The 24650-nt window shown below is 65.6% G+C and carries 24 protein-coding genes, 1 tRNA gene and 1 pseudogene; 10 read left to right on the top strand and 16 right to left on the bottom strand.

Features of this window, described 5'->3' with window-relative positions; all coding sequences use genetic code 11:
- Nucleotide 1: 1 nt before the first annotated feature.
- Complete coding sequence (locus E6O51_RS04440; RefSeq protein WP_136383773.1) at nt 2-475, bottom strand: tellurite resistance TerB family protein; 474 nt, start codon at nt 473-475, stop codon at nt 2-4.
- Between the two features lie 131 nt (nt 476-606).
- On the opposite strand from E6O51_RS04440, the gene E6O51_RS04445 reads away from it, so the two are divergent.
- Both E6O51_RS04445 and E6O51_RS04450 read left to right on the top strand, forming a co-directional pair.
- Entirely contained in the window at nt 607-1563 is a 957-nt protein-coding gene (locus E6O51_RS04445) for an SdiA-regulated domain-containing protein (RefSeq protein WP_136383774.1), read from the top strand.
- Nucleotides 1564-1685: 122 nt separating this feature from the next.
- Nucleotides 1686-2930 carry a nitronate monooxygenase gene (locus tag E6O51_RS04450; RefSeq protein WP_136383775.1) on the top strand — a complete coding sequence of 415 codons (1245 nt, stop codon included), beginning with the start codon at nt 1686-1688 and terminating at the stop codon, nt 2928-2930.
- A 6-nt stretch (nt 2931-2936) separates the two neighbouring features.
- Here E6O51_RS04450 and E6O51_RS04455 read toward each other — a convergent pair whose 3' ends face one another.
- From E6O51_RS04455 to E6O51_RS04485, 7 genes are all read right to left on the bottom strand, one after another.
- Nucleotides 2937-3440 carry an ureidoglycolate lyase gene (locus E6O51_RS04455; RefSeq protein WP_136383776.1) on the bottom strand — a complete coding sequence of 168 codons (504 nt, stop codon included), beginning with the start codon at nt 3438-3440 and terminating at the stop codon, nt 2937-2939.
- On the bottom strand, nt 3437-4453 hold the full coding sequence (gene alc, locus E6O51_RS04460) for an allantoicase (protein ID WP_136383777.1): 1017 nt from the start codon (nt 4451-4453) through the stop codon (nt 3437-3439). The genes E6O51_RS04455 and alc overlap by 4 nt, the downstream gene beginning before the upstream one ends.
- A 37-nt stretch (nt 4454-4490) precedes the next feature.
- Nucleotides 4491-5219, bottom strand: coding sequence for an amino acid ABC transporter ATP-binding protein (locus E6O51_RS04465; protein WP_136383778.1), 729 nt, complete (start codon nt 5217-5219; stop codon nt 4491-4493).
- A complete protein-coding gene (locus tag E6O51_RS04470; RefSeq protein WP_136383779.1) occupies nt 5206-5859 on the bottom strand; it encodes an amino acid ABC transporter permease in 654 nt (217 codons plus the stop codon). The genes E6O51_RS04465 and E6O51_RS04470 overlap by 14 nt, the downstream gene beginning before the upstream one ends.
- Nucleotides 5859-6527 (bottom strand): amino acid ABC transporter permease, encoded by a 669-nt coding sequence (locus tag E6O51_RS04475; RefSeq protein ID WP_136383780.1) that lies wholly within the window; start codon nt 6525-6527, stop codon nt 5859-5861. The genes E6O51_RS04470 and E6O51_RS04475 overlap by 1 nt, the downstream gene beginning before the upstream one ends.
- Nucleotides 6528-6595: 68 nt before the next feature.
- Nucleotides 6596-7390 (bottom strand): transporter substrate-binding domain-containing protein, encoded by a 795-nt coding sequence (locus E6O51_RS04480; protein ID WP_136383781.1) that lies wholly within the window; start codon nt 7388-7390, stop codon nt 6596-6598.
- Nucleotides 7383-8108, bottom strand: coding sequence for a FadR/GntR family transcriptional regulator (locus E6O51_RS04485; protein WP_136383782.1), 726 nt, complete (start codon nt 8106-8108; stop codon nt 7383-7385). The genes E6O51_RS04480 and E6O51_RS04485 overlap by 8 nt, the downstream gene beginning before the upstream one ends.
- Before the next feature lie 391 nt (nt 8109-8499).
- Between E6O51_RS04485 and E6O51_RS04490 the strand changes: the two genes are divergently transcribed.
- From E6O51_RS04490 to E6O51_RS04500, 3 genes are all read left to right on the top strand, one after another.
- Nucleotides 8500-9516 carry an isopenicillin N synthase family dioxygenase gene (locus E6O51_RS04490; protein WP_136383783.1) on the top strand — a complete coding sequence of 339 codons (1017 nt, stop codon included), beginning with the start codon at nt 8500-8502 and terminating at the stop codon, nt 9514-9516.
- Between the two features lie 96 nt (nt 9517-9612).
- Nucleotides 9613-9688 (top strand) — tRNA-Gly (locus tag E6O51_RS04495).
- Between the two features lie 675 nt (nt 9689-10363).
- A complete protein-coding gene (locus E6O51_RS04500; protein WP_168735184.1) occupies nt 10364-13837 on the top strand; it encodes an AAA domain-containing protein in 3474 nt (1157 codons plus the stop codon).
- Nucleotides 13838-13864: 27 nt separating this feature from the next.
- Here E6O51_RS04500 and E6O51_RS04505 read toward each other — a convergent pair whose 3' ends face one another.
- On the bottom strand, nt 13865-15211 hold the full coding sequence (locus tag E6O51_RS04505) for a type II toxin-antitoxin system HipA family toxin (protein ID WP_136383785.1): 1347 nt from the start codon (nt 15209-15211) through the stop codon (nt 13865-13867).
- Nucleotides 15208-15471 carry a helix-turn-helix transcriptional regulator gene (locus E6O51_RS04510; RefSeq protein ID WP_136383786.1) on the bottom strand — a complete coding sequence of 88 codons (264 nt, stop codon included), beginning with the start codon at nt 15469-15471 and terminating at the stop codon, nt 15208-15210. Before E6O51_RS04510 ends, E6O51_RS04505 begins: the two co-directional genes overlap by 4 nt.
- A gap of 227 nt (nt 15472-15698) precedes the next feature.
- On the opposite strand from E6O51_RS04510, the pseudogene E6O51_RS04515 reads away from it, so the two are divergent.
- A pseudogene (locus tag E6O51_RS04515) lies at nt 15699-15818 on the top strand (GTP cyclohydrolase, FolE2/MptA family); the annotation flags it as partial.
- Nucleotides 15819-16095: 277 nt separating this feature from the next.
- On the opposite strand, the gene E6O51_RS04520 reads toward E6O51_RS04515, so the two are convergent.
- The 6 genes from E6O51_RS04520 to cydP are packed head-to-tail and all read right to left on the bottom strand — an operon-like array spanning nt 16096 to nt 20085.
- Nucleotides 16096-16764 carry an MBL fold metallo-hydrolase gene (locus E6O51_RS04520; protein WP_136383787.1) on the bottom strand — a complete coding sequence of 223 codons (669 nt, stop codon included), beginning with the start codon at nt 16762-16764 and terminating at the stop codon, nt 16096-16098.
- 4 nt (nt 16765-16768) lie between these two features.
- Nucleotides 16769-17089 (bottom strand): cyd operon YbgE family protein, encoded by a 321-nt coding sequence (locus E6O51_RS04525; protein WP_136383788.1) that lies wholly within the window; start codon nt 17087-17089, stop codon nt 16769-16771.
- Nucleotides 17040-17171 (bottom strand): cytochrome bd-I oxidase subunit CydX, encoded by a 132-nt coding sequence (gene cydX / locus E6O51_RS04530; RefSeq protein WP_136383789.1) that lies wholly within the window; start codon nt 17169-17171, stop codon nt 17040-17042. The genes E6O51_RS04525 and cydX overlap by 50 nt, the downstream gene beginning before the upstream one ends.
- A 16-nt stretch (nt 17172-17187) precedes the next feature.
- On the bottom strand, nt 17188-18327 hold the full coding sequence (gene cydB / locus E6O51_RS04535) for a cytochrome d ubiquinol oxidase subunit II (RefSeq protein WP_136383790.1): 1140 nt from the start codon (nt 18325-18327) through the stop codon (nt 17188-17190).
- Between the two features lie 14 nt (nt 18328-18341).
- Entirely contained in the window at nt 18342-19898 is a 1557-nt protein-coding gene (locus E6O51_RS04540; RefSeq protein ID WP_136383791.1) for a cytochrome ubiquinol oxidase subunit I, read from the bottom strand.
- Nucleotides 19888-20085 (bottom strand): cytochrome oxidase putative small subunit CydP, encoded by a 198-nt coding sequence (cydP, locus tag E6O51_RS04545; RefSeq protein WP_136383792.1) that lies wholly within the window; start codon nt 20083-20085, stop codon nt 19888-19890. Before cydP ends, E6O51_RS04540 begins: the two co-directional genes overlap by 11 nt.
- A gap of 596 nt (nt 20086-20681) precedes the next feature.
- Here cydP and petA point away from each other — a divergent pair.
- The 4 genes from petA to E6O51_RS04565 are packed head-to-tail and all read left to right on the top strand — an operon-like array spanning nt 20682 to nt 24579.
- Nucleotides 20682-21275, top strand: a complete 594-nt coding sequence (gene petA, locus E6O51_RS04550) for a ubiquinol-cytochrome c reductase iron-sulfur subunit (RefSeq protein ID WP_136383793.1) — start codon at nt 20682-20684, stop codon at nt 21273-21275.
- Between the two features lie 48 nt (nt 21276-21323).
- Nucleotides 21324-22904, top strand: a complete 1581-nt coding sequence (locus tag E6O51_RS04555) for a tetrathionate reductase family octaheme c-type cytochrome (RefSeq protein WP_136383794.1) — start codon at nt 21324-21326, stop codon at nt 22902-22904.
- Nucleotides 22905-22908: 4 nt separating this feature from the next.
- The gene (locus E6O51_RS04560) at nt 22909-23553 is read left to right on the top strand and encodes a cytochrome b/b6 domain-containing protein (protein WP_136383795.1); all 645 of its coding nucleotides are present in this window, start codon (nt 22909-22911) and stop codon (nt 23551-23553) included.
- Nucleotides 23554-23586: 33 nt separating this feature from the next.
- A complete protein-coding gene (locus E6O51_RS04565; protein ID WP_136383796.1) occupies nt 23587-24579 on the top strand; it encodes an SLAC1 anion channel family protein in 993 nt (330 codons plus the stop codon).
- The last annotated feature ends 71 nt before the right edge of the window (nt 24580-24650 follow it).

Raw genomic sequence — 24650 nt, forward strand, 5'->3', positions numbered from 1 at the left:
CTCAGCCGGCGCCAAGCCCCGCGGCGGCGCGGGCGCGCTGCTTGGCGGCGACGAAATCGCCGCGGGGGATGTAGAGCAGGTCGCCGAGCTTGAGCATCAGGTGGTTCTCGTGGTGGCTCAGGTGGCCGTCGGCGTAGGCGATCTGCCACAGGTATTCGACGATGCGCACCTTCTCCTCCGCGCTGTAGCCCTTGTTGAGGCGGGAGGTGAAGCTGTGCAGGTCCGGCGCGTCGTGGGAGGTGCTGCGGGCCAGTTCGTAGAGTCCGTCGACTTCGTCGGGGGCGAGCGCGAAACGCTCGCGCAGGGCGTCGAGGATGGCCTGGCGTTCGGACTCGCTGGCTTTGGCGTCGGCGCGCATGACTTCCACCATCAGCACTGCGGTGGCGAGCTGCAGACGGTGTTCCCGCTGTTCCGGGAGGGCGGCGGCGGACGGTTCGGCGAGGGCGTTGAAGAGTTCCTTGAGGGTGCGGAGCATGGCAGATCGGAACGGGGGCTGTTCTCGGGCAGAATGTAGTATCGGCTGAGTGGGAGAGGCGGGAAAGAGTTCCGCCGCGGAACTCGTGCCGCGGACCGCCCCGGTGCGGTGCGACCACAGGCGGAGACGGGATGGCGGACAGGAGAGGATGGCGGCGGTGGCTGCCGGCGGCGCTGGTGCTGGCAGCGGCGCTGGGCGTTCTGGAATGGCGCTTCCAGCCGCTCAACCTGACGCGCCACTGGCTGCAGATGAAGGCCGGGGAGTCGCGCTGGGCGGCGGCGGGAATATGGCTGCCGGCGTACAGTGTGACGATCGATGCTCGTGTCATAGAAGGCATCGACGGCAACGCCTCGGGGCTGACCTTCGATCCGGTGCGCGGCTCGCTGTATACGGTGACCAACAAGCCGCCCGCGGTGTTCGAAGTGTCCCGCGAGGGCAAGCCGCTGCGGCTGTTGCCGTTGCGCGGCATCACCGACCCGGAAGGCATCGCCCATGTGCGCGGCGATCTGTTCGTGATCGCCGACGAGCGCAGCCAGCAACTGGTGCTGGTGCGCATCGGCGCGGATGCCACCGCAGTGGACGCGAGCGATGCGCCGCGCCTCGGGCTGGCGATTGACCTGGACGGCAATCGCGGTTTCGAGGGCGTGTCCTGGGATTCGGTGCGCGGCCGCCTGCTGGTGGTCAAGGAGAAGTCGCCGCTGCGCATCTACGAGATCAACGGCCTGCCGGAAGCCTTGAGCGGCGGGCGTCTGGACCTGCAGATCAGCGAATGGAAGGAGCCGGGTTCGTCGGGGCTGTTCATGCACGATCTGTCGTCGCTGACCCTGCACGAACCGACCGGCCACATGCTGCTGCTGAGCGACGAGTCGCGGCTGGTGGTCGAGTACGACGCCGCGGGCACGCTGGTCAGCCTGATGCCGCTGTGGCCCGGCTGGCACGGCCTGGCGCACGGCATCGCCCAGGCCGAGGGCGTGGCGCTGGACGACGAAGGCGCTCTCTACCTGCTCTCCGAGCCCAACCTGTTCTACCGCTTCGAGCGCACCACCCCGGCCGCCTGGCAGCCGCAGCGGGCAGCGGCGGGGCGCTGACGGGGCGGTTCGCGGGGACGCATGCCGGGCGGGTCGGGCGCCGGTGCGGCGGCGGTTTTCCTAGCCCCGGAGGGCCTTCTCAGGCCATAATCGCGGGCTACGCCAGAGGGGATACGGAAGTAATGAAGCGTGTGGACGATTTTCGCCTGCAGTTCGGCAAGCAGGAACTGGTGCCGATCATGATAGGCGGCATGGGGGTGGACATCTCGACCGCCGAGCTCTCGCTGGAAGCCGCACGACTGGGAGGCATCGGCCACATCTCGGATGCCATGGTCCCCACGGTCTCGGACCGCCGCTTCAAGACCAAGTACGTCAAGAACAAGCTGCAGCAGTACAAGTTCAACGTCGAGAACCCCGACAAATCGGTGGTGCAGTTCGACCTCGGCCTGCTCGCCGAAGCCACCGCGCTGCACGTGGGCCGCACCATGGAAGCCAAGCGCGGCCCCGGCATGGTGTTCATCAACTGCATGGAAAAGCTGACGATGAACGCCCCCAGGGAAACCCTGCGCGTGCGCCTGTCGGCCGCGCTCGATGCCGGCATCGACGGCATCACGCTGGCCGCGGGCCTGCACCTGGGTTCGTTCGCGCTGATCGAGGACCATCCGCGCTTCCGTGACGCCAAGCTGGGCATCATCGTCTCGTCCCTGCGCGCGCTGCAGCTCTTCCTGAAGAAGAGCGCGCGCACCGGGCGGCTGCCCGACTACGTGGTGGTGGAAGGCCCGCTGGCCGGCGGCCACCTGGGTTTCGGCGAGGACTGGGCGCAGTTCGATCTGGCCGCCATCGTCGTGGAAATCCGCGACTGGCTGGCGGCCGAACAGCTCGACATTCCGCTGATCCCGGCCGGCGGCATCTTCACCGGCAGCGACGCGGTGAACTTCCTCGAAGCCGGCGCGGCGGCGGTGCAGGTGGCCACCCGCTTCACCGTGACCCGCGAGTGCGGCCTGCCGGAAGACGTGCAGCAGGAGTACTTCAAGGCCAGCGAGGGGGACATCGAGGTCAATCACATTTCCCCCACCGGCTATCTGATGCGCATGCTCAAGGGCAGCCCGGCCATCGGCAACGGCATCCGCCCGAACTGCGAGGCCTACGGCTATCTGCTGGACGCCAAGGGCCACTGCCAGTACATCGACGCCTACAACCGCGAGGTGGCGCTGCACCCGGAAGGCGCCAAGGTCAGGGTGTGGGACAAGACCTGTCTGTGTACCCACATGCGCAACTTCGACCTTTGGACCTGCGGCCACTATGCCTACCGGCTCAAGGACACCAGCCGCAAGGACGACAGCGGCCGCTACGAAATCCTCACGGCCGAGCACGTGTTCCACGACTACCGGTTTTCCACCGACAACCGGATCGCGCTGCCGGAATGACCCGGGTCACACGAGATCGATGCGCACCGCCCCGGTGAGCACGGCCTCGTCGCAGTTCTCGCCCGGCCCGGCGCGGTCGATGACCAGGAAGTCGCTCACCGCCTGCAGCGCCAGCAGCGGGTGGTGCCACACGCCGGGGGCGTAGTTCACCCCCTGCGTGCCGCCGGCGAGGAAGGCCCGCAGGCCGTCCGCCGCCGGCGCTTCGCCTCCCGGCGCCACCACCACCAGATAGGGCCGTCCCGACAGGGGCATGAAGGCCTGACTGCCCAGCGGGTGGCGCTCCAGCATCTCCACGATGAAGGGCAGGGCGCACGGCCGGGCGCGGAAAATGGACACGATGGCCCGCCCGCCCGCGCCCGGCGCTATTCGCGCCAGATCGTGGTAGCGCTCGGTGCTGCCGCCGTTGATGGGGTAGTGGCGCGCGGCGTCCGACACCTCGATCACCTCGCCGAAAGGGGCGAAGGCCGCCGCGGTCAGCGGTTCGGTGCGCAGGCGCAGCACCGCCGTCATGGGCGCACCTTGCCCCACAGCCGTACGCGGGACAGGCCGCCGTCCGGGAAGATGTTGATGCGCACGTGGCTCACCGGGCCGAGGGCGGCGACCTGGGCCGCGAACATGTGCATGGCGTCGGCCGTGAGCGGCTGCTCCGGCAGCAGCACCGGCCAGAACATGCTCTGGGTGACCAGGGACTGGTCGGTGCCACCCTCCACGAGGGCCGCCTGGATGCTGCAGCGGTCCGGGTAGTTGCCCTTGAAGTGGGCGGTATCCACTTCCACGTGATCGATCAAGCCGGCCGTTCCCAGGGCGACGATGCACCAGTCGTTGCCTGGCTCGCGCCGCCGCCGGGTCTCCCAGCCTTCGCCCATGTTCGCGCCGCGTCCGGGCAGCAGCAGGTTGGAGACGGCGCCGTAGTGGGCGTCGTTCCAGGCCACGGGCCGGCCGCCGTTCTCCAGCGCGGCGAGGTCGTAGAGGCGGTCCGGGTCGGCGGGGTCGAACACGCCCACGGGCTGGCCATACACGCGCAGGCGGGCCACGCCGCCGTCCGGGTAGATGTTCACCCGCAGGTGGGTCCAGGCCTCGGCGGAGTCGATCTCGAACAGGTGGTGGGCGCTCGCGGACAGGGACACGGACGGCAGGATGCAGGTCCACGCCAGGCCGGCCAGGGCCTGGGGATCGTCCGTGTCGGCCGCCACCGCGTCGATGGACACGGCCGGGGCGTAGTTGCCGGTGAAGTGGGAGGTATCCACGTCGAAGCCGCGGATCGTGCCCCTGCGCCCCAGCTTCACCAGGCACCAGTCGTGGCCGGCGGTGCGCTTGCGCCGCGTTTCCCAGCCGTCCATCCACTTGCCGTTGTCGTCGTACTTGCCGGGGATGAACACGGCCGGCCCGGGGTCGAGCATGCGTCCGACCTCGGCGAAGAAGTCGTCGCTGGCGTGGAGCGCCCGCGCGCCCAGGCGCGGGTCGGCGAGGTTGATGGTGCGGCGGGCCCAGTCGGGCAGTTCGGCGGGCGGGGCGATCAGCATGGTCGCGGGAATCCTTCTCGGGGGTCGGGTCGGGAGGCTACATCACCGCGCGGGTGAAGTTCGCCAGTTCCGGCGTTTCGGGGTTGGTCAGTATGGTCTTCGGATCGCCGCTTTCGTGGATGCGCCCGTGGTGTATGAAGATCAGCTTGTTGCCCACGTCGCGGGCGAAACGCATCTCGTGGGTGACCATGATCAGCGTCATGCCCTCGGCGGCGAGCTGCTGCACCACGGCCAGCACCTCGTTGACCAGTTCCGGGTCCAGCGCGGAGGTGATCTCGTCGCACAGCAGCACCTTGGGGCGCATGGCCAGCGCGCGGGCAATGGCCACGCGCTGCTGCTGGCCGCCGGAGAGCTGGTCCGGGTAGCTGTCGAACTTGTCCGACAGGCCCACCTTGAGCAGCACCTCCTTGGCGATGTCCTCGGCCTCGCGCTTCGCGGTCTTCTTGACCACCGTGGGCGCCAGCATCACGTTCTGCCCCGCGGTGAGGTGGGGGAAGAGGTTGAACTGCTGGAACACCATGCCCACCTTCTGGCGCAGGGCGCGCAGGTCGCCCTTGCCGTCGTGGACCGCGGTGCCGTCCACCACCAGCTCGCCCTTGTCGATGCTCTCCAGGCCGTTGATGGTGCGCAGCAGGGTGCTCTTGCCCGAGCCGCTGCGGCCGATCAGGGCGATCACGTCGCCTTCCTCGACGGCGAGGTCGATGCCCTTCAGGACGTGGTTGGTGCCGAAGTGCTTGTGCAGGCCGGCGATGTTAACGAGCGACATGGAATCTCCTCTCCAGGCGTTTCGCGTAGAGCGACAGGGGGTAGCACAGGGCGAAGTAGCCGGCCGCCACCAGGCCGAACACCAGGAAGGGTTGGAAGGTGGCGTTGGCCAGCATGGAGCCCGTCTTGGTCAGCTCGGCGAAGCCGATGATGGACGTCACCGCCGTACCCTTCACCACCTGCACCGAGAAGCCCACGGTGGGCGCGATGGCCACCCGCAGCGCCTGGGGCAGCACCACGTGGCGCATCTGCTGGGGGAAGGAGAGCGCCAGGCTGGCCGAGGCTTCCCACTGCCCGCGCGGCACCGCCTCCACGCAGCCGCGCCAGATCTCCGCCAGGTAGGCGCTGGTGAAGAGCGTCAGGCCCAGCGCGGCGGCCAGCCAGGGCGAGACGTCGATGCCCAGCAGCGGCAACCCGAAGAACACGATGAAGAGCTGCATCAGCAGCGGCGTGCCCTGGAAGATCTCGATGTAGCCCTTGGTGAAAGCCTGTGCCACCCGGTTGTGGGAGATGCGCAGGAAGAGCACCAAGAGGCCCACTGCGCCGCCCAGCATGAAGGCGAGGAGAGACAGGGCCAGCGTCCATCTGCCCGCTTCCAGCAGGTTGCGGACGATGTCCCAGGTGGTGAACTGGACGAACATCAGCGCGGCCTCCCAACGACGACGCGCTGGCCGAAGCGCATCAGCGCCTGGCGCACCAGCAGCGCCAGGACGAAGTAGGCCGCGGTGGCGACGAAGAACGTCTCGAAGGCGCGGAAGTTGCGCGACTGGATGAAGTTGGCGGCAAAGGTGAGTTCCTCCGCGGCGATCTGCGAGCACACCGCCGAGCCCAGCATGACGATGATCACCTGGCTCACCAGCGCCGGCCACACCCGCGCCAGCGCCGGGCGCAGCACCACGTAAAGGAAGGTCTGGGCGCGGGAGAGCGCCAGGGAGGCGGCGGCTTCCAACTGGCCGCGGGGCGTGGCTTCGATGCCGGCGCGCACGATCTCGGTGGAGTAGGCGCCCAGGTTGATCACCATCGCCAGGATGGAGGCCTCCCAGCCGCTCAGCTTGACGCCCAGGGACGGCAGGCCGAAGAAGATGAAGAACAACTGCACCAGGAAAGGCGTGTTGCGGATCGCCTCCACATACACCCCGAACAGGGCGGCGAAGGGCTGGATGCGCCAGGCACGGCAGATGGCGCCGGCGATGCCCAGGGCGATGCCCGGCACGGCGCCGGCGGCAGTCAGCCCCAGCGTGGCGGCCGCACCCTGCAGCAGCAGGTCGGCGTTCTCGAATACCGGGGCGAAGTCGAACTGGTAGGCCATGGAAAGTCCCGATGGGGTTCAGGTGGCGCCGGCCGGGCAGGCGGCGTGCATGCCCGGCCGGAGCTGGCTCACAGGTCCGTCGGCAGCGGCGCCTTCAGCCAGCGCTGGGCGATCTGTTCCAGGGAGCCGTCGGCCTTGGCCTTGGCGATCACCGCGTTGACGCGGGCCAGCAGCGCGGCTTCGCCCTTGGCCACGCCCACGTAGCAGGGCGAGTTCTTGATCAGGAACTTGGCCGACAGGCCGCGCAGCTTGGTCATGTCGTTGACCGCCGCGGCCACCACGTTGCCGGTGGCGATGAACTGCACCTGGCCGGTGAGGTAGGCGGAGATGGTGGCGTTGTTGTCCTCGAAGCGCTTGATCGTCACCTTGGGGGAGGCGATCTTGCTCAGTTCCAGGTCTTCCACGGCGCCACGGGTCACGCCCACGGTCTTGCCGTCCAGATCGCCCACCGCGGACACCGCCGCGTCCGCGGGGCCGAACACGCCGTTGAAGAAAGGCGCGTAGGCGTCGGAGAAGTCGATGACCTTCTCCCGCTCGGCGTTCTTGCCCAGGCTGGAGATCACCAGGTCGGCCTTGCCGGTGGTCAGGAAGGGGATGCGGTTGGTGCTGCTCACCGGGATCAGCTCGACCTTCACGCCGAGCTCCTTGGCGATCAGGCTCGCCATGTCGATGTCGTAGCCCTGCGGCTTGAGGTCGGTGCCCACGCTGCCGAAGGGCGGGAAGTCCTGCGGCACGGCGACGCGCAGCGTGCCGTTGCGCTGGATGTCGGCGAGCACGTCGGCCTGGACGGGCAGGGTGGCACACGCGAACAGGGCGGCACCGGCGAAGAGGCTGCGGAGGAAGTTGCGGCGTTGCTTAGGCATGGCTGGGCTCCTTGGTGGAGGAAGGGGAGGGAAGGGAAGTGTCCGGTCTGAGGAAGTCGATGCCGACCCGCGCGGCGGCCGCGTCCAGGTGCGCCCGCATGGCCGCCGCCGCCGCCGCACCGTCGCCCGCCTCGATGGCGGCGAGGATGTGGCGGTGTTCGTCGGCCGGCGCCCACATGCCGCCCACGTCGGCAAAGGGCAGGCGCAGGCTGTGGGCGATCTGGGCGGAGAACTGGCCGGCTGCGGCCCGCAGCAGCGGGTTGCCGGACAGGTCGGCCAGGCGCAGGTGGAACTGCAGGTCCAGCTCCGAGGCCTGCACCAGGTCGCCCGCCGCCAGCGCGGCTTCCATGCCGGCCTGGATCGTCCGCAGCGCCGCGTGCTCCGCCGCCGTCGCCCGCTGCGCGGCCAGGCCGGCCCAGGCCGGCTCCAGCGCGTGGCGGAATTCGAACAGCGCGTGGGGCGGCACCGCGGCCGGTCCGGCCGGCAACTGCTCCGGGTCGGACTTGCGGCCCCAGGTCACGAACACCCCCTTGCCGGCCTGGGAACGCACCAGGCCGAGGGCTTCGAGCATGGAAATCGCCTCGCGCAGCGACGCGCGGCTGATGTTCAGGCTCTCGGCCAGTTCGCGCTGGGCGGGCAGGGTGTCGCCCTGGGCGAACTCGCCCGAGACGATGCGGCGCTGGAGGGTTTGGGCGGCGATGCTGGAGATGCTGGGCATGGTTCGGTTCGGGTTATCGACTCACTGTTATGACTGGTCAGACCAGTCAGGCCAATCAAAAGCATCAGGCATGCCAGCTACTAAATTCTTCGAACTTCCATCAAGAGCGTTGAATGTTGAATAACAGCAGTAATCGTGAAATCCGGCGGCGCACTATCGTGGTGAAGCCCGGTGCGGAGGTGCCTCGTGCTGGTGCGCCTGGCGTGCGCCGTGGCCGGGTCTGCAGGCACCGGCCGCGGGATGCCCCGGCAGCACACCGTTGCGGGTTTCCCATGTATGCAACGCAGAAATCATTCGTTGGCATGTCTCATGCCGCCTTCCTAACATCCAGACCGATCCCGCGTCGCCACGACCCCGCGCCCGACAGGCCCGACTGCAAAGGAGCGAAACCATGAGCAATGCCTTTCCCATCCTCGATCTGCGGCGCTTCGACAGTGACCGGGCCGGTTTTCTCGCCGATCTGCGCGAGGCCGCGCGTACCGACGGCTTCTTCTACCTCGTCGGCCACGGCGTGCCCGACGAATTGATAACTACCGTGTTCAGCCAGTCGCGCGCCTTCTTCGACCTGCCCGAGGCCGCCAAGCTCGGCATCGAGATGATCCATTCGCCCCATTTCCGCGGCTACACGCGGACCGGACGCGAGATCACCCGCGGCAAGCCGGACTGGCGCGAACAGATCGACTTCGGCGCCGAACGCCCGGCGCTCCGCCTGCAGGCGGGCGACCCGGCCTGGCGCCGCCTGCAGGGGCCGAACCAGTGGCCCACCGAACTGCCGGAACTGCGTCCCGCCATCGAAACCTGGCAGGCCCTGGGCGTGGGGATCGCCCACAAGCTGCTGCGCGCGTTCGCCGTGGCCCTGGAGCAGCCCGAGGACGTCTTCGACGCCAGCTTCCTCCCCGACCCGACCCAGCAGCTCAAGATCATCCGCTATCCCGGGCAAGGTCAGGGCGGCGGCCAGGGTTGCGGCGCGCACAAGGATAGTTGCTTCGTGACCCTCCTGTGGGTGGAGCGGGAACCCGGTCTGCAGGTGGAGCGCGATGGCCGCTGGATCGACGCGCCGCCGATTCCCGGCGCCTTCGTCGTCAATATCGGCGAAGCGCTGGAACTCGCCTCCAACGGCTATCTGCGCGCCACCGTCCATCGCGTGCTCAGCCCCCCGGCCGGGCGCGATCGCCTGTCGGTGGCCTTCTTCCCCGGCCCCCGGCTGGGGGTGACGATTCCGCTGCTGCAACTGCCCGATGCGCTGGCGTGGCAGGCCACCGGCCCCGAATCGGACCCGCACAATCCGCTCTTCTACAATGCCGGCGACAACGCGTTGAAAGGCCGTTTGCGCTCCCACCCGGACGTCGCCGCGCGCTACTACGCGGACGTCCATGCGCCGACGGGAGAGCCCGCGAGCGCATACTGATCCGGCGGCCGTCCGCGCCTGCCGCGGGCGGTTGCACCGCCAATCGAAGAGCGGTATAGTTGGCCCCCGTCGCGAAACGACGCGGCGCAAGACACTGCGGGAATAGCTCAGTTGGTAGAGCGCAACCTTGCCAAGGTTGAGGTCGCGAGTTCGAGACTCGTTTCCCGCTCCAGAATTCATGTCCATGGACGTCATCTGGAGTCCATAGATTGAAAAAGGCCGAAAACTCTGTTTTTGGCCTTTTTTGCTTTCCAGCGACGTTTCTAAGATTCACCCACAGCCACGCGATGTAAGTCTATTTTTCGGCTGCGCGTACACGCCCTCGGGTTTGGTGCGTAGCGAGTTTTCCATGCCGTGCTTGGCGCCATCCATCCTGCTCTCGATTTCCGTAGGCCTCAGTTCATGGGCCCGGCTGGCCTCGGCTATCGTTGTCTTGCCTTGAGTGATGACGGCACCTGCACACTCTTACGCTTGGCTGGTCCACTGCTTGACCTCTTCTTTCGCCTTCATGCTCAGGTCTCTGTTTTCAAGTTCAGTACCTGTGTAGGTTTTCTATAGGGATATGTTAAATTTATGATTTTAGGATATTGGTGAGCAAGAGAATAGTCATGGTTGATTCGTTGAGCCCTCGCTGTTGGCGGTGATTCCTTGCGGGACCGGTGTGGTGGCAGCGGGGAGGCATCCTCTGGTCAGGGCGTATACGCAGAATCGGTGCATCTTGACCCGCGAAGCGGGCGATGGACAAGATCCTGGCCGGAATCATGGGTACACTATCGGCTGGAAATCGTTGCTAACAGCGATGATCGGCTGTAGCCGGATGCAGCGTGCGTGCTCGTGAAAAATGACAATGAATCCACACAGTAAGGCTTACCTGGATTACCTGCAGGCAAGTCTTGCCGATGCGTCGAGGCTTTCGCCAAGCTTTGGCAGTGACAGAACCGTTGAAGTCCAGATGGATCTGCTTCCCGACGGGAAGGTTGGTGAACACGCCACCAAGACGCTTTTCGCACACGCCAAGAAGGCTGCCAATGGCTCGATTGACGATGAGCGTCTTTGGCCTATTCCTGTGCTCGTTTGCCCCAGGGTCTTTGCCTTGCGTGCAGAGCACGGCTACGTGAGCGATCGACTCCCATCGAAGATCGCCCCGATCGTCATCTACGCCAAATTACGCCAGGATGGCCAACTGATCGACGACGAGAAAGCGAATGCATCAGTATTGATGCCACGCAATTTACTTGAGCCCACCCCTTGGGAAGTGACCTTGGGTACGGTTGAAGGCGCCGATACCGCGTATGCCAGATACAACGATCAGCGAGGCTCATGGTCGGCCCTGGTGACGCAAGCGGAGGCTCTGACGTTTGCCTTGACCGGCCAGACGCTGGCCGAACTGGCCATTGACGATTATGTGCCGTTGGACTGCGGCCACCTCTGGCTGCGTGGCCCCAGCCCGGCGACGGCCGCGATAGAAGCCCTGGTCGATCGTCTGCGCTCTCCCGATGCACCTGACGTGCAGTTGTATGAAACGCTGACCAGGAAAGCTGGCGATCAACGCCTGTTAACTGCCTCCGAGCAACTGGCAGCAACCATCGACCACCTGGGTCAGATGGAGTGCCGGTACGGGCTGGCGGATTCACAGCGCGAATCGCTGGCGCATTACCTGGCGGGCAAGGCGCCCAGCGTGCTCACAGTCGATGGTCCGCCCGGTACGGGCAAGACGACCCTGCTGCTCAGCGTCATTGCCACCGAATGGGTCAAGGCGGCCTTGGCGGGCGGCGAACCTCCGCTTATCGTCGCTGCCTCGACGAATAACCAGGCTGTGCTGAACATCCTGCGGGCGTTCGCCGAAGTCAAGGAGCCAACGGATGCGCTGGCCGGACGTTGGCTGCCTGAGCTCGCCAGCTATGGCCTTTTCCTGCCCTCCCAGACGGCCAAGATCGAGAAGAGCTTCAAGGTTCATGCCATGAAGGGGATGGGAAAAGAGGCGCAATATGAAGCGCAGGCATACGAGACGGATGCAGGTTTCACGACAGCACGCGACGCGCTTCTGGCAAAGGCAAGGGCGGCATTTGCTGAAGAGACGATAAATGACCTCGATGCGGTTCGCAAACTGCTGGCTGGAAAACTGCAGGAAGTGGCAAGCAGCATCCGGTCGGCGGTGAAGGCGCTGCAACTGCTGCACGAGCATGTCGGCGAACAGGGGCTCAGCTCGGCGGATACCTCCGGCGCACGCAAAGCGCTGCAGGCTGATGTGGCCGCGTTGGAGGCGAAGCTAGCAAAAGCGTCGGCAGACGAAAGTGAAGCCCGATCGCTGTATCGGCAATGGCACCATCATTGCGCGGCTGAACGATGGTGGATGGCGCTGCTGGCCGGCATAGGCATTCTCGGCATGCGGCGGCGACGCGACCTGGCCTTCCTGGCCGACGCTGAGGCTGAGCATGCCGCGCTGCTCGGCAAGCGGTTCCGCTTTCATCCGGAACGAGACGAGGTGGACCGTGCCCTACGCGCAATGCTGGATACAGGGGAAGACACGCGCGAGACGGTCGGCGCGGCACTTGGCGAACATCGGCAGCGGCTGGTCCGGTTCGACCAGGCAGTGCAGGAACTCCGGCGTCTCGTGCCCGAACCGGAAGTGCTGACGTTTGCCAATGCGCAGGCGGCATTGGACATCGGTCCCCGCTTCGCCGCGTTCAAGCTGGCGACTCACTACTGGGAGGTACGCTACCTGACGGAGGTCAGCGAGAGCCTCGGCCGTGCTGGCAAGATGGAAGACAATAAGGCTCCTGAGAAACTGCTTCGGCAATACCGGCGGCTCGCCAAGCTCTTTCCTTGCTTTGTGTCGACACTCTTCACCCTGCCAGGGCGCTTCGAGGGATTCCGCGGAAAGCCCAAGCCTCTTTACAACGCCATTGACCTGTTGATCGTCGATGAAGCCGGGCAGGTTTCTCCGGAGATCGGGGCTCCCTCTTTCTCCTTGGCACAGCGTGCGCTGGTGGTTGGCGATGTCGACCAGATCAAGCCCGTCTGGTCCGTACCTCGATCCCTTGACTTGACCAATGCGGCGCAGTGCGGACTCATCCCCGCATTCGCAGAGGAAACCGACTTCCTTGCCGCCGGCATCGCCGCGTCTGCCGGTAGCCTGATGCAATTGGGGCAACGGGCTACGCCGTTCTCCAAGCATCCATTGCGCGGTCGCGGGATGTTTCTGTGCGAGCATCGGCGTTGCTGGCCGGAGATCATCGGTATCAGCAACCGGTTGGCCTATCAGGGGTTGCTACAGCCGTGCCGAGAAGAAGGCCCCCGCAAGCTGGTGCCGACCCTGGGCTATGTCCACCTGCCTGGTTTGTCGCAGAAGCGGGGCTCCAGCCGCCGCAATCTACTGGAGGCGACCGCTATCGCTAAATGGCTCGCACAGCGCAAGACGGAAATCGAGGACGCCTTCAAGGAAGACGACAAGGCCTTCGGTCAGCTGGTTGCGGTGATTACGCCATTTGCTGCCCAGGTGCATGCCATCCGTCGCGCGCTGGATGACGCATTCGGGAAGGGCCACGATATCACCGTGGGAACTGTCTTCGCGCTGCAGGGTGCCGAGCAGCGGGTCGTCATCTTTTCGCCCACTTGCGGACTGGAAGCCGAGCCGGGCCGGACGTTTTTCGACAGAGATCCATCGATCCTGAACGTGGCAGTTTCCCGTGCGCAGGATGCCTTTCTCGTGTTCGGCAATATGCATCTCTTTCGCCCCGTCGGCGAGCATCCCTCAGCCATCGTCGGGCGCGCGCTTTTCATGGGAGGCCAGAATGAGATCACCGACGTGCCGGCAGATCTGCTCGCACCCGGCTTCGATCTGTCACCTGTGGCCTTGATCCGCGATCTGGCCGATCATCGCAGTGCACTGGTGGAAGCTTTTCAGACCGCGCGAACCCGCTTGGTCGTGGTGTCTCCCTTCCTGACTATGGCCGCGATCCAGGCGGACGATATTCTGGCCTTGATCACGAAAGCTAGCGCCCGAGGCGTGAGGGTGACCATCGTTACCGATCCGAGTCTGAACCAGCAGAAAGTCCCGGAATTCAACCATTGCATCGAGCAGTTGAGCACAGCCGGCGCCGTGATACACAAGGCCAGCCCCCAAGGCGTGCACAGCAAGTTGATACTGGTGGACTTGGCCTGGCTGATCGTGGGGTCGTTCAACTGGCTGTCCGCCGTGCGCAGTCCGGCCAGCCCATATGCCAGGTACGAGTCGTCGCTACGGTATGACGGCGCGGAGGCATTCGAAATGATCGGGCGCACCCTGGGCGATCTGAAGGCGCTTATCGGCGAGGCCTAGTGGACATCCTGGCCACCAAACAGATATTTATCGCTTAGGTGGTCTACCCAACAACTCCGACCTCCCAATAACCGTCCGTCCGCTCTCTGGCCGTTCCGGGTCCGAAAACCCCGCCCGAGCAATCACCTCTTCCAGACCCCTGAACGCCACCAAGCTTTTCGGACTGCGCAGCGATGCCATTCCTTCATTCCAGGCATGCACCATCTGCTTGGCTACGGTATGCCATCGGGGCTCATTCCTGGCGGCCTCAATCACTTCCTGGCCTACCTCGACAGCTGACTCGCACAGGCACTCCACCATTTCCGCATACTGCGTGGGTGCGATTCCCAGCCTTGCTTTGAAGAACCGTTCCAGGGTTTTACCAACCACCCAAGTTTGGCGCCCATCGATGGACAACCCTGGTGGATTGGTGGCATGGCGTGGATAAGCCTGCGTCGTCACGACATCGTAGACCGGCGCATAGGCTACATTTTGCAGCCCGGCATAGTACAGCGCGATGTTCTTGGCGTGGAAATCGGCATTGCGCACCACATAGTTGGTCAGCAGATGCCAGCCAAACTGTCCCAGTTGCGTTCGGACATTCGCAGCCGGCAGATACACCCGGGACGCATTCAGGACACGCTCGGTAGTCGTTGCGTACTTCTCGTGTGGCGGAAGCCCCAGCAGACCGCAGGCATCTTCGACACCATGCGTCGGCACGCCATTTGCATCAACGTCGAAACGATCCACGACCAGCACGCGGCCATCATCGGACATGCGTGTCTTGGCGACCGGTACGACGTTCAGGCGTTCCAACACCCGCATGGTGTAGAACTCGTTGAAGCCCAGATAGGGTGTGCTGTCGTCCGACCCCTTGATGATGTGATGGCTGGTGCGCAACGTAGGTTTGCCCAGTGGATGATCCGGTTCCCCCGGACCTTCCTCCGGCGCAATGAACTTGGGCACCATGCCTGAGATGGATGCGCGGGCATATCGGCGTACCAGGCTGGCGAAGTGTTCCGTGGTGTTCTCTGCCTTCAGTAGCTGCTCGACCTGCAGAGGTGCCATCTCTTCGCCTGGTGCGCCTCCTTCGGATGTGACGGTGACTCGTCCGATACCCATGCCGCCCACGACGGCCAGCAGCGAAAGATCGGTGCCATCGAGTAGCGGTCCGAACTCTTCACGGATGACGCTCAGCAAATAACCTTCGGGCAGGTTCTGGCGAAAGAATGGATGCAGGTCGCGTGGCCAGCGCCAGGGTTCCTCACGCACAGGCATGGTCAGGCTGATGAAGTCTGCCGGGTCCGTACCGGGCAGGTACTTCACGACATACTCATCGCGTTCCCGATAGAGGTTCGCAACGGTCCGTCCGCAGACATGCACGCCGAGTTTCATTCGACGTCACCTCGACGCTGTTCGGCCAGAATGTCTTCGACGGTACGGACATGCCCCCGCCTGACCGGCTTCAGGTCGTAGCCAGCAGCTTCCAGCAGGCGTACCAGAGCGGAAACGCTCATGTCTCCCTTTGCCAGCGTTTCCATCCTGGCAACGGTGGTACGTGAAACTCCGGCGCGTTGGGCGAGCGCTTCTTGACTCAGACCGGCTTCCCGGCGGGCGCTGCGCAACATGTCTGCAACGTCGGCTAGTGTGGACACTGTATCCCCTGGGCTTCAAAAATAGGCTATTTATTCATAAATGTACCCTATGGGATGCAAATCAACAAGCAGAAGGCCGCAGGATCAGAGACACTTAAGCCAAAGAAAGCGCTCTTGCTCCGTCTTGTGGCTTCTGGGCTTCAAGAGTGGAAAATAGAGCTGGAATGTAGCTCATAAGATGCAAATATCTCTTTGAAACGATGGCTTGGATCAACGCCGAAATCGAGGCCGGCCTGCTCAATGCCGAACCGCGCATCGACGCCTATGTGGTGGAATCGGAAAACTTCGAATCCATCCACAACCATTCGGCCTACGCGTTGATCGAACGCGACAAGCGCAGGGACTGAGAAGGTGGACGTATCCGCCCGACGGCGGCTCCATCTGCCGGCGACACTGGCGGGTAGATTTAGATTTGACACGTTACAGAAACAAATCTAAAACGTTGTCAATTCGTGATGCATGAAAACAGATAATTCTTTGTTAATCAAATGGTTGGGATGTATGTTAAGGTCCCATCTCCCGCTCCAGAATTTGCTCTGCAGCGTTCTGCTGAAGTCTGTGGATCATCAAGAAAATGGGGCGAAAGCCCCATTTTTCATTCCGGCGGGCCCCATCGGAATTTGCTCATCCGCCCGACCGCCCATCCGGAGCCGGCGCAATGCGCGGGCGTACCGTGCGGCGGAAAGCCATCCCGGTGACGAAGGATTCCCGCGAGATGCCGGCCACATGGGCATGGCGGCGGCGTTCCTCGGCCACCATGGTAACGGTGCGGCCCTTCAGCCGGTGCGCGGGGAACACCAGCGTTTCACCGGGCAGGGCGAAGATGCGCAGGGTCAGCGTGTCATAGAGCAGGCCGGGGTCGGATTCGCTGTCCCCCACTGCGCATCCGCCCACGTCGAACACGTCGCCGCAGAACAGGCGGTCGCGCCACTGGTAGCTGACGCAGGCCGGCGTGTGCCCCGGAGTCGCCAGCACGCGCAGCACCTCGCCGCCGAACACCAGCGTGTCGCCCTGGCCGAGCCGGAGCACGGCCGGCACGCCGGCGATTTCCGTTCCCGCCACACAGGCTGCGCCGCTGTGTGCGCACAGGGCGCTGCAGTCCGCGTGGTCCGGCCGGTGCACGTGGGTGCGCGCCACGTACTGCAGGCGCAGTCCGCGCTCGTCGAGCAGCGCGCCGATGAGCGCCTCCTGCCCGGGCGGCGGATCGATCGCCACCGCGTCCAGGGTGTCGAGGTCGGCCAGCAGATAACCCAGCGTGCTGGAGCGCGCATCCTCGATCACGCGGAAATACATCGCCCTATCCCCACAGCCAGGCCATGCGCGTACCGGCCGCCGCCAGCGCCGCAAGGCAGGACCAGCCGGAAAACAGCAGCCGGAAAGCCGGCCGGCGCGGGCGGAACCCCACGCCGCTGACGTAGCCGGCACTCATCGCCCAGAAGGCCGCCATGGCGGCCCAGTGGTCGGCGGCGCCGTCCGGGCCGGCCAGGGCATGGGGATAGACGGTGACGCCCAGCGTGATCGCCACCGCCACCGCGATGGCGAGGGGGTTGGCACACGCTCCGCCCGTCTCAGGCGTCTTCGGCGTCGCGCCGTGCCCGCAGGCTTCCGTTGCGTCCATTTTCGTTCTCCATCCACAGCACGTTCAGGATCGCCAGCAGCACGGCGAAGCCGATGCCCAGCACCCAGGTGAAGTACCACATGCGAGTTCTCCCTCTTTCAATAGGCGGAATGTTCGTTTTCGCGCACGTAGGCGGCCGTGACCTTGCCGGCCATCACCTTGTAGGCCCAGCCGGTGTAGAGCACGATGAGCGGCATGAAGATCAGCGTGGCCCAGAACATGATGGCCAGCGTGCGGTGGCTGGACACCGCGTCCCACACGGTGAGGCTGGCGTCCGGCACGGTGATGGAAGGCATGACGAAGGGGAACATGGACACCCCGGCGGTGCCGATCACGCCCACGATGCCCAACGACGAAGCCACGAAGGCCGCCAGCGTGCGTCCCCGCCAGGCCAGCCACACCGCCGCGGCCGCGCCCAGGTAGGCCAGGACGGGGATCAGCAGCGTGGCCGGCAGGTCGCGGTAGTTGGCCATCCAGGCGCCGGCCTCGCGCACGACCTCCTTGGCCTGCGGGTTGGGCAGGGCGGAGGGATCGATGGCGCCGGCGATGACGTAGCCCGGAATCTCCTGCACCCACACGCCGGCCACGGTGAAGCCGGCGAGCAGCACCAGCCCGGCGCCCAGCATGGCCTTGCGGGTACGTTCGTAGACCTCGCCTTCGGTGCGGTGCATCAGATACACCGCGCCCTGCAGCGTGACCATGGCGCTGGAGACCACCCCGCACAGCAGGGCGAAGGGGTTGAGCAACTGCCAGAAGCTGCCGGTGTAGTACGGTACCAGGCTGTCGTCGAAGTGGAAGGGCACGCCCTGCAGCAGGTTGCCGAAGGCCACGCCGAAGATCACCGGCGGCACGAAGCCGCCCACGAACAGGCCCCAGTCCCAGGTGCTGCGCCAGGCGGCGTTGTGGATCTTGCTGCGGTAGTCGAAGCCCACCGGGCGGAAGAACAGCGCCCACAGCACCGCCAGCATGGCCCAGTAGAAGCCGGAGAAGGCCGTGGCATAGACGATGGGCCAGGCGGCGAAGATGGCCCCGCCGCCGGTGATGAACCACACCTGGTTGCCGTCCCAGTGGGGGCCGACGGTGTTGATCACCACGCGGCGCTCGGTGTCGTTCCTGCCGACGAAGGGCAGCAGCGTGCCCACGCCCATGTCGTGGCCGTCCATGATGGCGAAGCCGATGAGCAGCACGCCCACCAGCAGCCACCAGATGAGTTTCAGGGTCGGGTAGTCGAGGATCATGTCCTGGGTTCCTTTCAGGCGTGGGCGGTTTCGTTCAGATAGCGGCCGGTGCCCAGGCTGCCCGGCCCCTGGCGGGCGAAGCGCACCATCAGGTACATCTCCACCATCAGCAGCAGGGTGTAGAAGCCGACGAAGCCGGCGAGCGAGCCGTACAGGCTTTCCACCGACAGGGTGGAAACGGACAGGTGGGTGGGCAGCACGCCGTAGATGGTCCAGGGCTGGCGGCCGTATTCGGCGACGAACCAGCCCAGTTCCGAGGCGACCCACGGTACCGGCAGGAAGCACAGCGCCCAGCGCAACAGCCAGGGTTTGCCCTCGAACGTGCCCTTGACGGAATGCCACAGGGCCAGGCCGAACAGCGCCAGCAGGGCGAAGCCGAAGGCCACCATCAGGCGGAAGCTCCAGAACATGGGGGCGACCTGCGGGATGGTGTCGCGGGCGGCGCGGTCCATCAGTTCGGGCGTGACCTCGTCCATGGACGCCGCGTACTTCTTCAGCAGCAGGCCGAAACCGAGGTCTTCCTTGACCGCGTCGAAGCGTTCGCGCAGATCGGCATTGGACGGGTCCGCACGCAGCGCTTCCAGCAGGCGCACGGCCTCCACGCCTACCTCGACCCGCTCGCGGTTCCGGGCCACGATGTCGCGGATGCCCGGCATCTCCTGGTCCAGCGAGCGCGTGCCGAGAAGGCCCATGACCCAGGGGATGTGCAGCGCGTAGTCGTTCTTCATCTCCGCCTCGTTGGGCAGGGCGATGACGTTGAAGCTCGCGGGCGCCGGCTCGGTCTCCCACATGGCCTCCATGGCGGCGAGCTTGGTCTGCTGCGCCTCGCTGACCACGTAGCCGGATTCGTCGCCCAGCACGATCACCGAGCACACCGAGGCGAAGCCGAAGGCGGCGGCGATGGAAAAGGAGCGGCGGGCGAACTCCCGGTCGCGGCCGTGCAGCAGGTACCAGGCCGAGATCGCCAGCACGAACATGGCCCCGGTCACGTAGCCGGCCGACACGGTATGCACGAACTTGGCCTGGGCATCCGGGTTGAACAGCACGGCCCAGAAGTCCACCAGTTCCATGCGCATGGTCTCATAGCTGAACTCGGCACCCACGGGGTGTTGCATCCAGCCGTTGGCAACGAGGATCCACAGCGCCGAGAGGTTGGTACCCACCGCCATCAGCACCGTCACCATCAGGTGCTGGGTGCGCGACAGGCGGTCCCAGCCGAAGAAGAACAGGCCGATGAAGGTCGATTCCAGGAAGAAGGCCATCAGCCCCTCGATGGCCAGCGGCGCGCCGAAGATGTCGCCCACGTAGTGGGAGTAGTAGGCCCAGTTGGTGCCGAACTGGAATTCCAGCGTGATGCCGGTGGTGACGCCCAGGGCGAAGTTGATGCCGAAGAGCTTGCCCCAGAAGCGGGTCATGTCCTTGTAGACGAGCTTGCCGGTCATCACCCAGGCGCTTTCCATGATGACCAGCAGCCAGACCATGCCCAGGGTCAGCGGCACGAACAGGAAGTGGTACATCGCCGTGGCGGCAAACTGCAGCCGCGAGAGGTCAACGAGTTGCTCAGTGACCATCGGTCTCTCCGTCAGGGTTGGGAAGGCCCCCAGTGGACGTGCCGGACGCATGCACCGCCATGCGCTGGACGTCCACCTCGACCCTGTGGTCGCGGATGAACGCCCACCACAGGGCGGTGATCAGCAGAAGCTTGAGCACGACGACCACGACGATCTCGCGCAGCAGTTTCCGGTCGGCCAGTTGCATCGTTTTCTCCCGGGGGAATGCCGGTCCCGATACAAGTGTCGTGCCAAGGCTGCCATGATCTTGTTTTGTATCAATTTTCGGCTTTTGTCCGGTCGCCGGGAGCGGCGGCCGCACTGCCAGTGTCGCCCGATCTGCCAGCGCAAACTGCCATCTCGCTGCCAACCTGGACAGTACGATGCCGACCGAAAAGCGCTCCCCTTTTCCAGAATCTGCCCGCTCGCGTGCAACGATCTTCCGCAGTTCCGGCTGAGGGGACCGCCAGGAAGCCGCCAGAACCTGCCATGTTCTGCCAGAACGATCGTCATTGGCAGCGCGGAGCCTCTTTTGAAACTGCCTGGTGGTTCGCTTAGTGCATTGATTTAAAAGAAATCGAATGCGGCACCCGGCTGGCCCCGAACCCTGGCACGTTCCTTGAATGCGTATCGGCCAGAAACGGTGTTTCTGCCCGGACGGCCACTGCAACGTCACCTCGACGCCCCAACCCCCTGGCAGGGGCCGTCATGCCAGCCTTCTTCGCCCGGGCTCCCGTTTCGTCTTCCTGGCCGGGCATCTCGGATGCCCGGCGTTTTTTTACGAGCCGACGGAGAGAACTCCCCATGTCCGACATTGCCCAGGACCGCCGCAATCTGCTCATCGCCACCTCGGCTGCCGGGGCCGTGGCCGCCGCGGCGACCGCCGTGCCCTTCGTCGCCAGCCTGACCCCGTCCGAGCGCGCCAGGGCTGCCGGCGCGCCGGTGGAAGCCGACGTGGGGAAACTGCAGCCCGGCGAGATGATGACCGTCGAATGGCGCGGCAAGCCGGTGTGGATACTGCGCCGCACGCCGGAAATGCTCGCCGGCCTCGCGGGCCACGAAGACCGCCTCGCCGATCCGGGCTCCGCCGACTCGCTGCAGCCGGACTACACGGTCAGCCGCCACCGCTCGATCAACGACGAGTACCTGGTGGTGATCGGCATCTGCACCCACCTGGGCTGCTCCCCCAGCGAGAAACTGCAGCCGGGCAAGGCCAGCGGGCTGGGCGAGGACTGGCCCGGCGGCTTTCTGTGCCCCTGCCACGGCTCCATCTTCGATCTCGCCGGACGGGTGTTCCGCCACCAGCCGGCACCGACCAACCTGGAGATTCCGCCCCACAAGTGGCTGTCCGCCACCAAGCTGCTGATCGGCGACGACGGCAGCGGCAACACGGCCTGACACAGGCACGTTTCATCCAACCACAATAAACAGAAAGGGAAGAGGAGCATGGAGACCGTTATCGGCCGGGCCGCGGCATGCGCGCTCGGCATCGCACTATGGGCCGGCGGCAGCGCCCTGGCTGCCACCGCCGACCACGGCAAGTTCAAGGAACTGCAGGGGCCTTTCGCCAGCGGCGAGGAAGTCACCCGCGCCTGTCTGTCCTGCCACACCGAGGCGGCCAGGCAGGTCATGGCCACCCGCCACTGGACCTGGGAATACGAGAACCCGGCCGATGGCAGCAAACTGGGCAAGAAGACCATGCTCAATGGCTTCTGCATCGGCGACAAGTCCAATGAAGCGTTCTGCCAGTCCTGCCACGTGGGCTACGGCTGGCAGGACGACGGCTTCGACTTCTCCGCCGAGGAGAAGGTGGATTGCCTGGCCTGTCACAACACGGGCGGCTACAGGAAACTCTCCGGACTGGCCGGACACCCCGCCTATGAACGCATGGAATGGCCGCCCCGGTCGGGCAAGTTCGTCGAGGCCACCGATCTGGCCCGGGTGGCGCAGCACGTGGGGCCCACCTCGCGGGAAACCTGCGGCACCTGCCACTACTACGGCGGCGGCGGGGATGGCGTGAAGCACGGCGACCTGGATTCCTCCCTCAACACGGCCACGCGCGAGTTGGACGTGCACATGGCGAAGGACGGCCTGAACTTCGCCTGCAGCGACTGCCACCGGGCCGAAGAGCACAGGGTGTCCGGCAGCCGCATCGCGATGACGGCCGCCGACCCCCATGGCCCGCTGGTGCGCGGCGAGAAGAGCGAACGCAACCCGGCCACCTGCCAGTCCTGCCACGGGGACAAGCCGCACAAGGAAAGCCTGCTTGCCGCCGGCCGCCTCAACGCCCACACCGACACCCTGGCCTGCCAGGCCTGCCACATCCCCAGCTTCGCGCGCGGCGGCGTGCCCACCAAGATGGGCTGGGACTGGTCCACCGCGGGCAAGCTGACGGAGGCCGGCAAACCCTTCCAGAAGAAGGACGAGCACGGCCACGTGATCTACGACAGCAAGAAGGGCGACTTCGTCCTCGGCGAGAACGTGGTGCCCGAATACCTGTGGTTCAACGGCAAGGTCACCTGGACCACGGCCGATACCCCCATCGATCCGTCCGCCGAAGTGGCGATCAACGCCTACCACGGCGGCCCCGACGACCCGGACGCCCGCATCTGGCCGGTGAAGATCTTCCACGGCAAACAGCCCTACGACGTGGAGCACCGCACCCTGCTGGTGCCTCACACCGCCACGCCGGACGACACCGCCTTCTGGTACAACTTCGACTGGCCCAAGGCGCTGGCCGCCGGCGCCGCGGCCACGGGCCAGCCCTACAGCGGCAGCTTCGACTTCGCCGCCACCCGCATGATCTGGCCCATCACCCACATGGTGGCGCCCAAGGAGCAGGCCGTGGCCTGCCGCGAATGCCACAGCCGCGACGGCCGCCTGGCCGGCATCGAAGGCATCTATCTGCCCGGCCGCGACGGCCTGCCGTGGCTGCGTGTCGCCGGCTGGCTGGCCGCGGCTGCGGCCCTGGCCGGCGTGCTGATCCACGGCGCGCTGCGCATCCTCACCCACTACCGGGGGAAGTGACACCATGAGCGAACACAAGACCGTGCACCGCCTCTACGTCTTCAAGCGCTACGAGCGTTTCTGGCACTGGTCCCAGGCCGCGCTGATCGTCTTCATGATGCTCACCGGCTTCGAGATTTCCGGCGCCTACGGGAACTTCGGCTTCGGCCGCGCGGTGGAATACCACACCCTGGCCGCCTGGGCGCTGCTGGTGCTGTGGGCCTTCACCATCTTCTGGCAATTCACCACCGGCGAATGGCGGCAATACATCCCCACGCTGAAGAAGGTGGACGCCATGGCGCGCTACTACGCCTGGGGCATCTTCCGCGGCGCACCCCACCCCTACCACAAGACCGCGCTCAAGAAGCACAACCCGCTGCAGCGCCTGGCCTATCTCGCACTGCTCGCAGTGGTTTCGCCCGTCATCTGGATATCCGGCCTGTTCTATCTTTTCTACGCCTGGTGGGGCGAATACGGCATCGACCGCTGGCTGGAACTGGAGTGGGTGGCCACCGCCCACACCGCGGGCGCCTTCATGATGCTGGTGTTCTTCATCGTGCATGTGTACCTCACCACCACCGGGCACACGGTGTTCGCGCACATCAAGGCGATGATCACCGGCTGGGAGGACGGTGAACCCGAAGGCGATCCCGCCCGGTCCGAGTACTGATCCCAGCCCGTTACGGCCCAGGAGGCCCCACCCATGTCCCAATCCACGTCCGCCCCGGCCGCCGCCGGCAGCCATTCCGAAAGCCGGCTCGCCCACTTTCCGGTGGCGCTGTTCTCCACCGTGATGGGCGTCGCCGGCCTGACCCTCGCCTGGCTCAAGGCACACCACGCCGTCGGCGTGCCGGCCGGCATCGGCGAGGCGCTGCGCTGGGCCGCCACCGGCCTGTTCGTGTTCCTGCTCGCGGTGTACGGCTTCAAGATTCTGCGCCACCCGGCTGCGGTGGCGGCGGAGCGGGCCCATCCGGTGAAGCTCAATTTTTTTCCGGCCATTTCCATCGGCCTGCTGCTGCTCGCCATCGCCTGGGTGCCGCAGGCGCCGGGCGCGGCGCGCTGGACGTGGTACGTGGGTGCCGCCGTGCACCTGGGCTTCACCCTGTGGACCATGAGTAGCTGGATTCACCACACCCACTACGACATCAAGCACGCCAACCCGGCCTGGTTCATCCCGGTGGTGGGCAACATCCTGGTGCCGATCGCGGGGGTCAAGGTGGCGCCGATGGACCTGAGCTGGTTCTTCTTCAGCATCGGCCTGGTGTTCTGGCTGGTGCTGATGACCATCGTGCTCTACCGCCTGTTCTTCCACGAGCCGCTGCCGGCGCGCCTGACGCCCACGCTGTTCATCCTGATCGCGCCGCCCGCCGTGGGCTTCATTTCCTACGTGGCGCTCACGGGGGTCGTGGACGCCTTCGCCCGTGTGCTGTACTTCGTCGCCCTGTTCCTGACCCTGCTGCTCGCCAGCAACGCCCTGCGCTTCTTCCGCCTGCCGTTCTTCATCTCGGCGTGGGCCTATTCCTTCCCCCTCGCGGCCATGACCATCGCCACCTTCGAGATGGCCGCCCACGGCGGCGGGGCCTTCTACGGCGGTCTCGGCTGGGTGTTGCTGGCGGTGCTCAGCGCGGTCGTGCTGGCGCTGGTGGTGAAGACGCTGCTGGAAGCCCGGGCCGGGCGCATCTGCGTGCCGGAGTAGGGGGCGCATGGGGTTCCGTTGCGCCGGCCGCGGCGGCTGACGAAACGGCCGCGGATGCTCCCGTCGAGCGG

The sequence above is a fragment of the Pseudothauera rhizosphaerae genome (assembly GCF_004801305.1).
Lineage (GTDB): Bacteria > Pseudomonadota > Gammaproteobacteria > Burkholderiales > Rhodocyclaceae > Pseudothauera > Pseudothauera rhizosphaerae.

Excerpts from the sequence above, each read along its gene's own strand:
- E6O51_RS04560 (WP_136383795.1), top strand. The coding sequence starts at position 22,909 with ATGAGCGAACACAAGACCGTGCACCGCCTCTACGTCTTCAAGCGCTAC.
- E6O51_RS04475 (WP_136383780.1), bottom strand. The coding sequence starts at position 6,527 with ATGGCCTACCAGTTCGACTTCGCCCCGGTATTCGAGAACGCCGACCTG.
- E6O51_RS04525 (WP_136383788.1), bottom strand. The coding sequence starts at position 17,089 with ATGGACGCAACGGAAGCCTGCGGGCACGGCGCGACGCCGAAGACGCCT.
- E6O51_RS04555 (WP_136383794.1), top strand. The coding sequence starts at position 21,324 with ATGGAGACCGTTATCGGCCGGGCCGCGGCATGCGCGCTCGGCATCGCA.
- cydB (WP_136383790.1), bottom strand. The coding sequence starts at position 18,327 with ATGATCCTCGACTACCCGACCCTGAAACTCATCTGGTGGCTGCTGGTG.
- E6O51_RS04500 (WP_168735184.1), top strand. The coding sequence starts at position 10,364 with ATGAATCCACACAGTAAGGCTTACCTGGATTACCTGCAGGCAAGTCTT.
- E6O51_RS04485 (WP_136383782.1), bottom strand. The coding sequence starts at position 8,108 with ATGCCCAGCATCTCCAGCATCGCCGCCCAAACCCTCCAGCGCCGCATC.
- E6O51_RS04470 (WP_136383779.1), bottom strand. The coding sequence starts at position 5,859 with ATGTTCGTCCAGTTCACCACCTGGGACATCGTCCGCAACCTGCTGGAA.
- alc (WP_136383777.1), bottom strand. The coding sequence starts at position 4,453 with ATGCTGATCGCCCCGCCCGCCGAACTGCCCGACTGGGCCCGCCGCACC.
- E6O51_RS04565 (WP_136383796.1), top strand. The coding sequence starts at position 23,587 with ATGTCCCAATCCACGTCCGCCCCGGCCGCCGCCGGCAGCCATTCCGAA.
- E6O51_RS04480 (WP_136383781.1), bottom strand. The coding sequence starts at position 7,390 with ATGCCTAAGCAACGCCGCAACTTCCTCCGCAGCCTCTTCGCCGGTGCC.
- cydX (WP_136383789.1), bottom strand. The coding sequence starts at position 17,171 with ATGTGGTACTTCACCTGGGTGCTGGGCATCGGCTTCGCCGTGCTGCTG.
- petA (WP_136383793.1), top strand. The coding sequence starts at position 20,682 with ATGTCCGACATTGCCCAGGACCGCCGCAATCTGCTCATCGCCACCTCG.
- E6O51_RS04450 (WP_136383775.1), top strand. The coding sequence starts at position 1,686 with ATGAAGCGTGTGGACGATTTTCGCCTGCAGTTCGGCAAGCAGGAACTG.
- cydP (WP_136383792.1), bottom strand. The coding sequence starts at position 20,085 with ATGCAACTGGCCGACCGGAAACTGCTGCGCGAGATCGTCGTGGTCGTC.
- E6O51_RS04540 (WP_136383791.1), bottom strand. The coding sequence starts at position 19,898 with ATGGTCACTGAGCAACTCGTTGACCTCTCGCGGCTGCAGTTTGCCGCC.
- E6O51_RS04505 (WP_136383785.1), bottom strand. The coding sequence starts at position 15,211 with ATGAAACTCGGCGTGCATGTCTGCGGACGGACCGTTGCGAACCTCTAT.
- E6O51_RS04440 (WP_136383773.1), bottom strand. The coding sequence starts at position 475 with ATGCTCCGCACCCTCAAGGAACTCTTCAACGCCCTCGCCGAACCGTCC.
- E6O51_RS04455 (WP_136383776.1), bottom strand. The coding sequence starts at position 3,440 with ATGACGGCGGTGCTGCGCCTGCGCACCGAACCGCTGACCGCGGCGGCC.
- E6O51_RS04445 (WP_136383774.1), top strand. The coding sequence starts at position 607 with ATGGCGGACAGGAGAGGATGGCGGCGGTGGCTGCCGGCGGCGCTGGTG.
- E6O51_RS04490 (WP_136383783.1), top strand. The coding sequence starts at position 8,500 with ATGAGCAATGCCTTTCCCATCCTCGATCTGCGGCGCTTCGACAGTGAC.
- E6O51_RS04465 (WP_136383778.1), bottom strand. The coding sequence starts at position 5,219 with ATGTCGCTCGTTAACATCGCCGGCCTGCACAAGCACTTCGGCACCAAC.
- E6O51_RS04520 (WP_136383787.1), bottom strand. The coding sequence starts at position 16,764 with ATGTATTTCCGCGTGATCGAGGATGCGCGCTCCAGCACGCTGGGTTAT.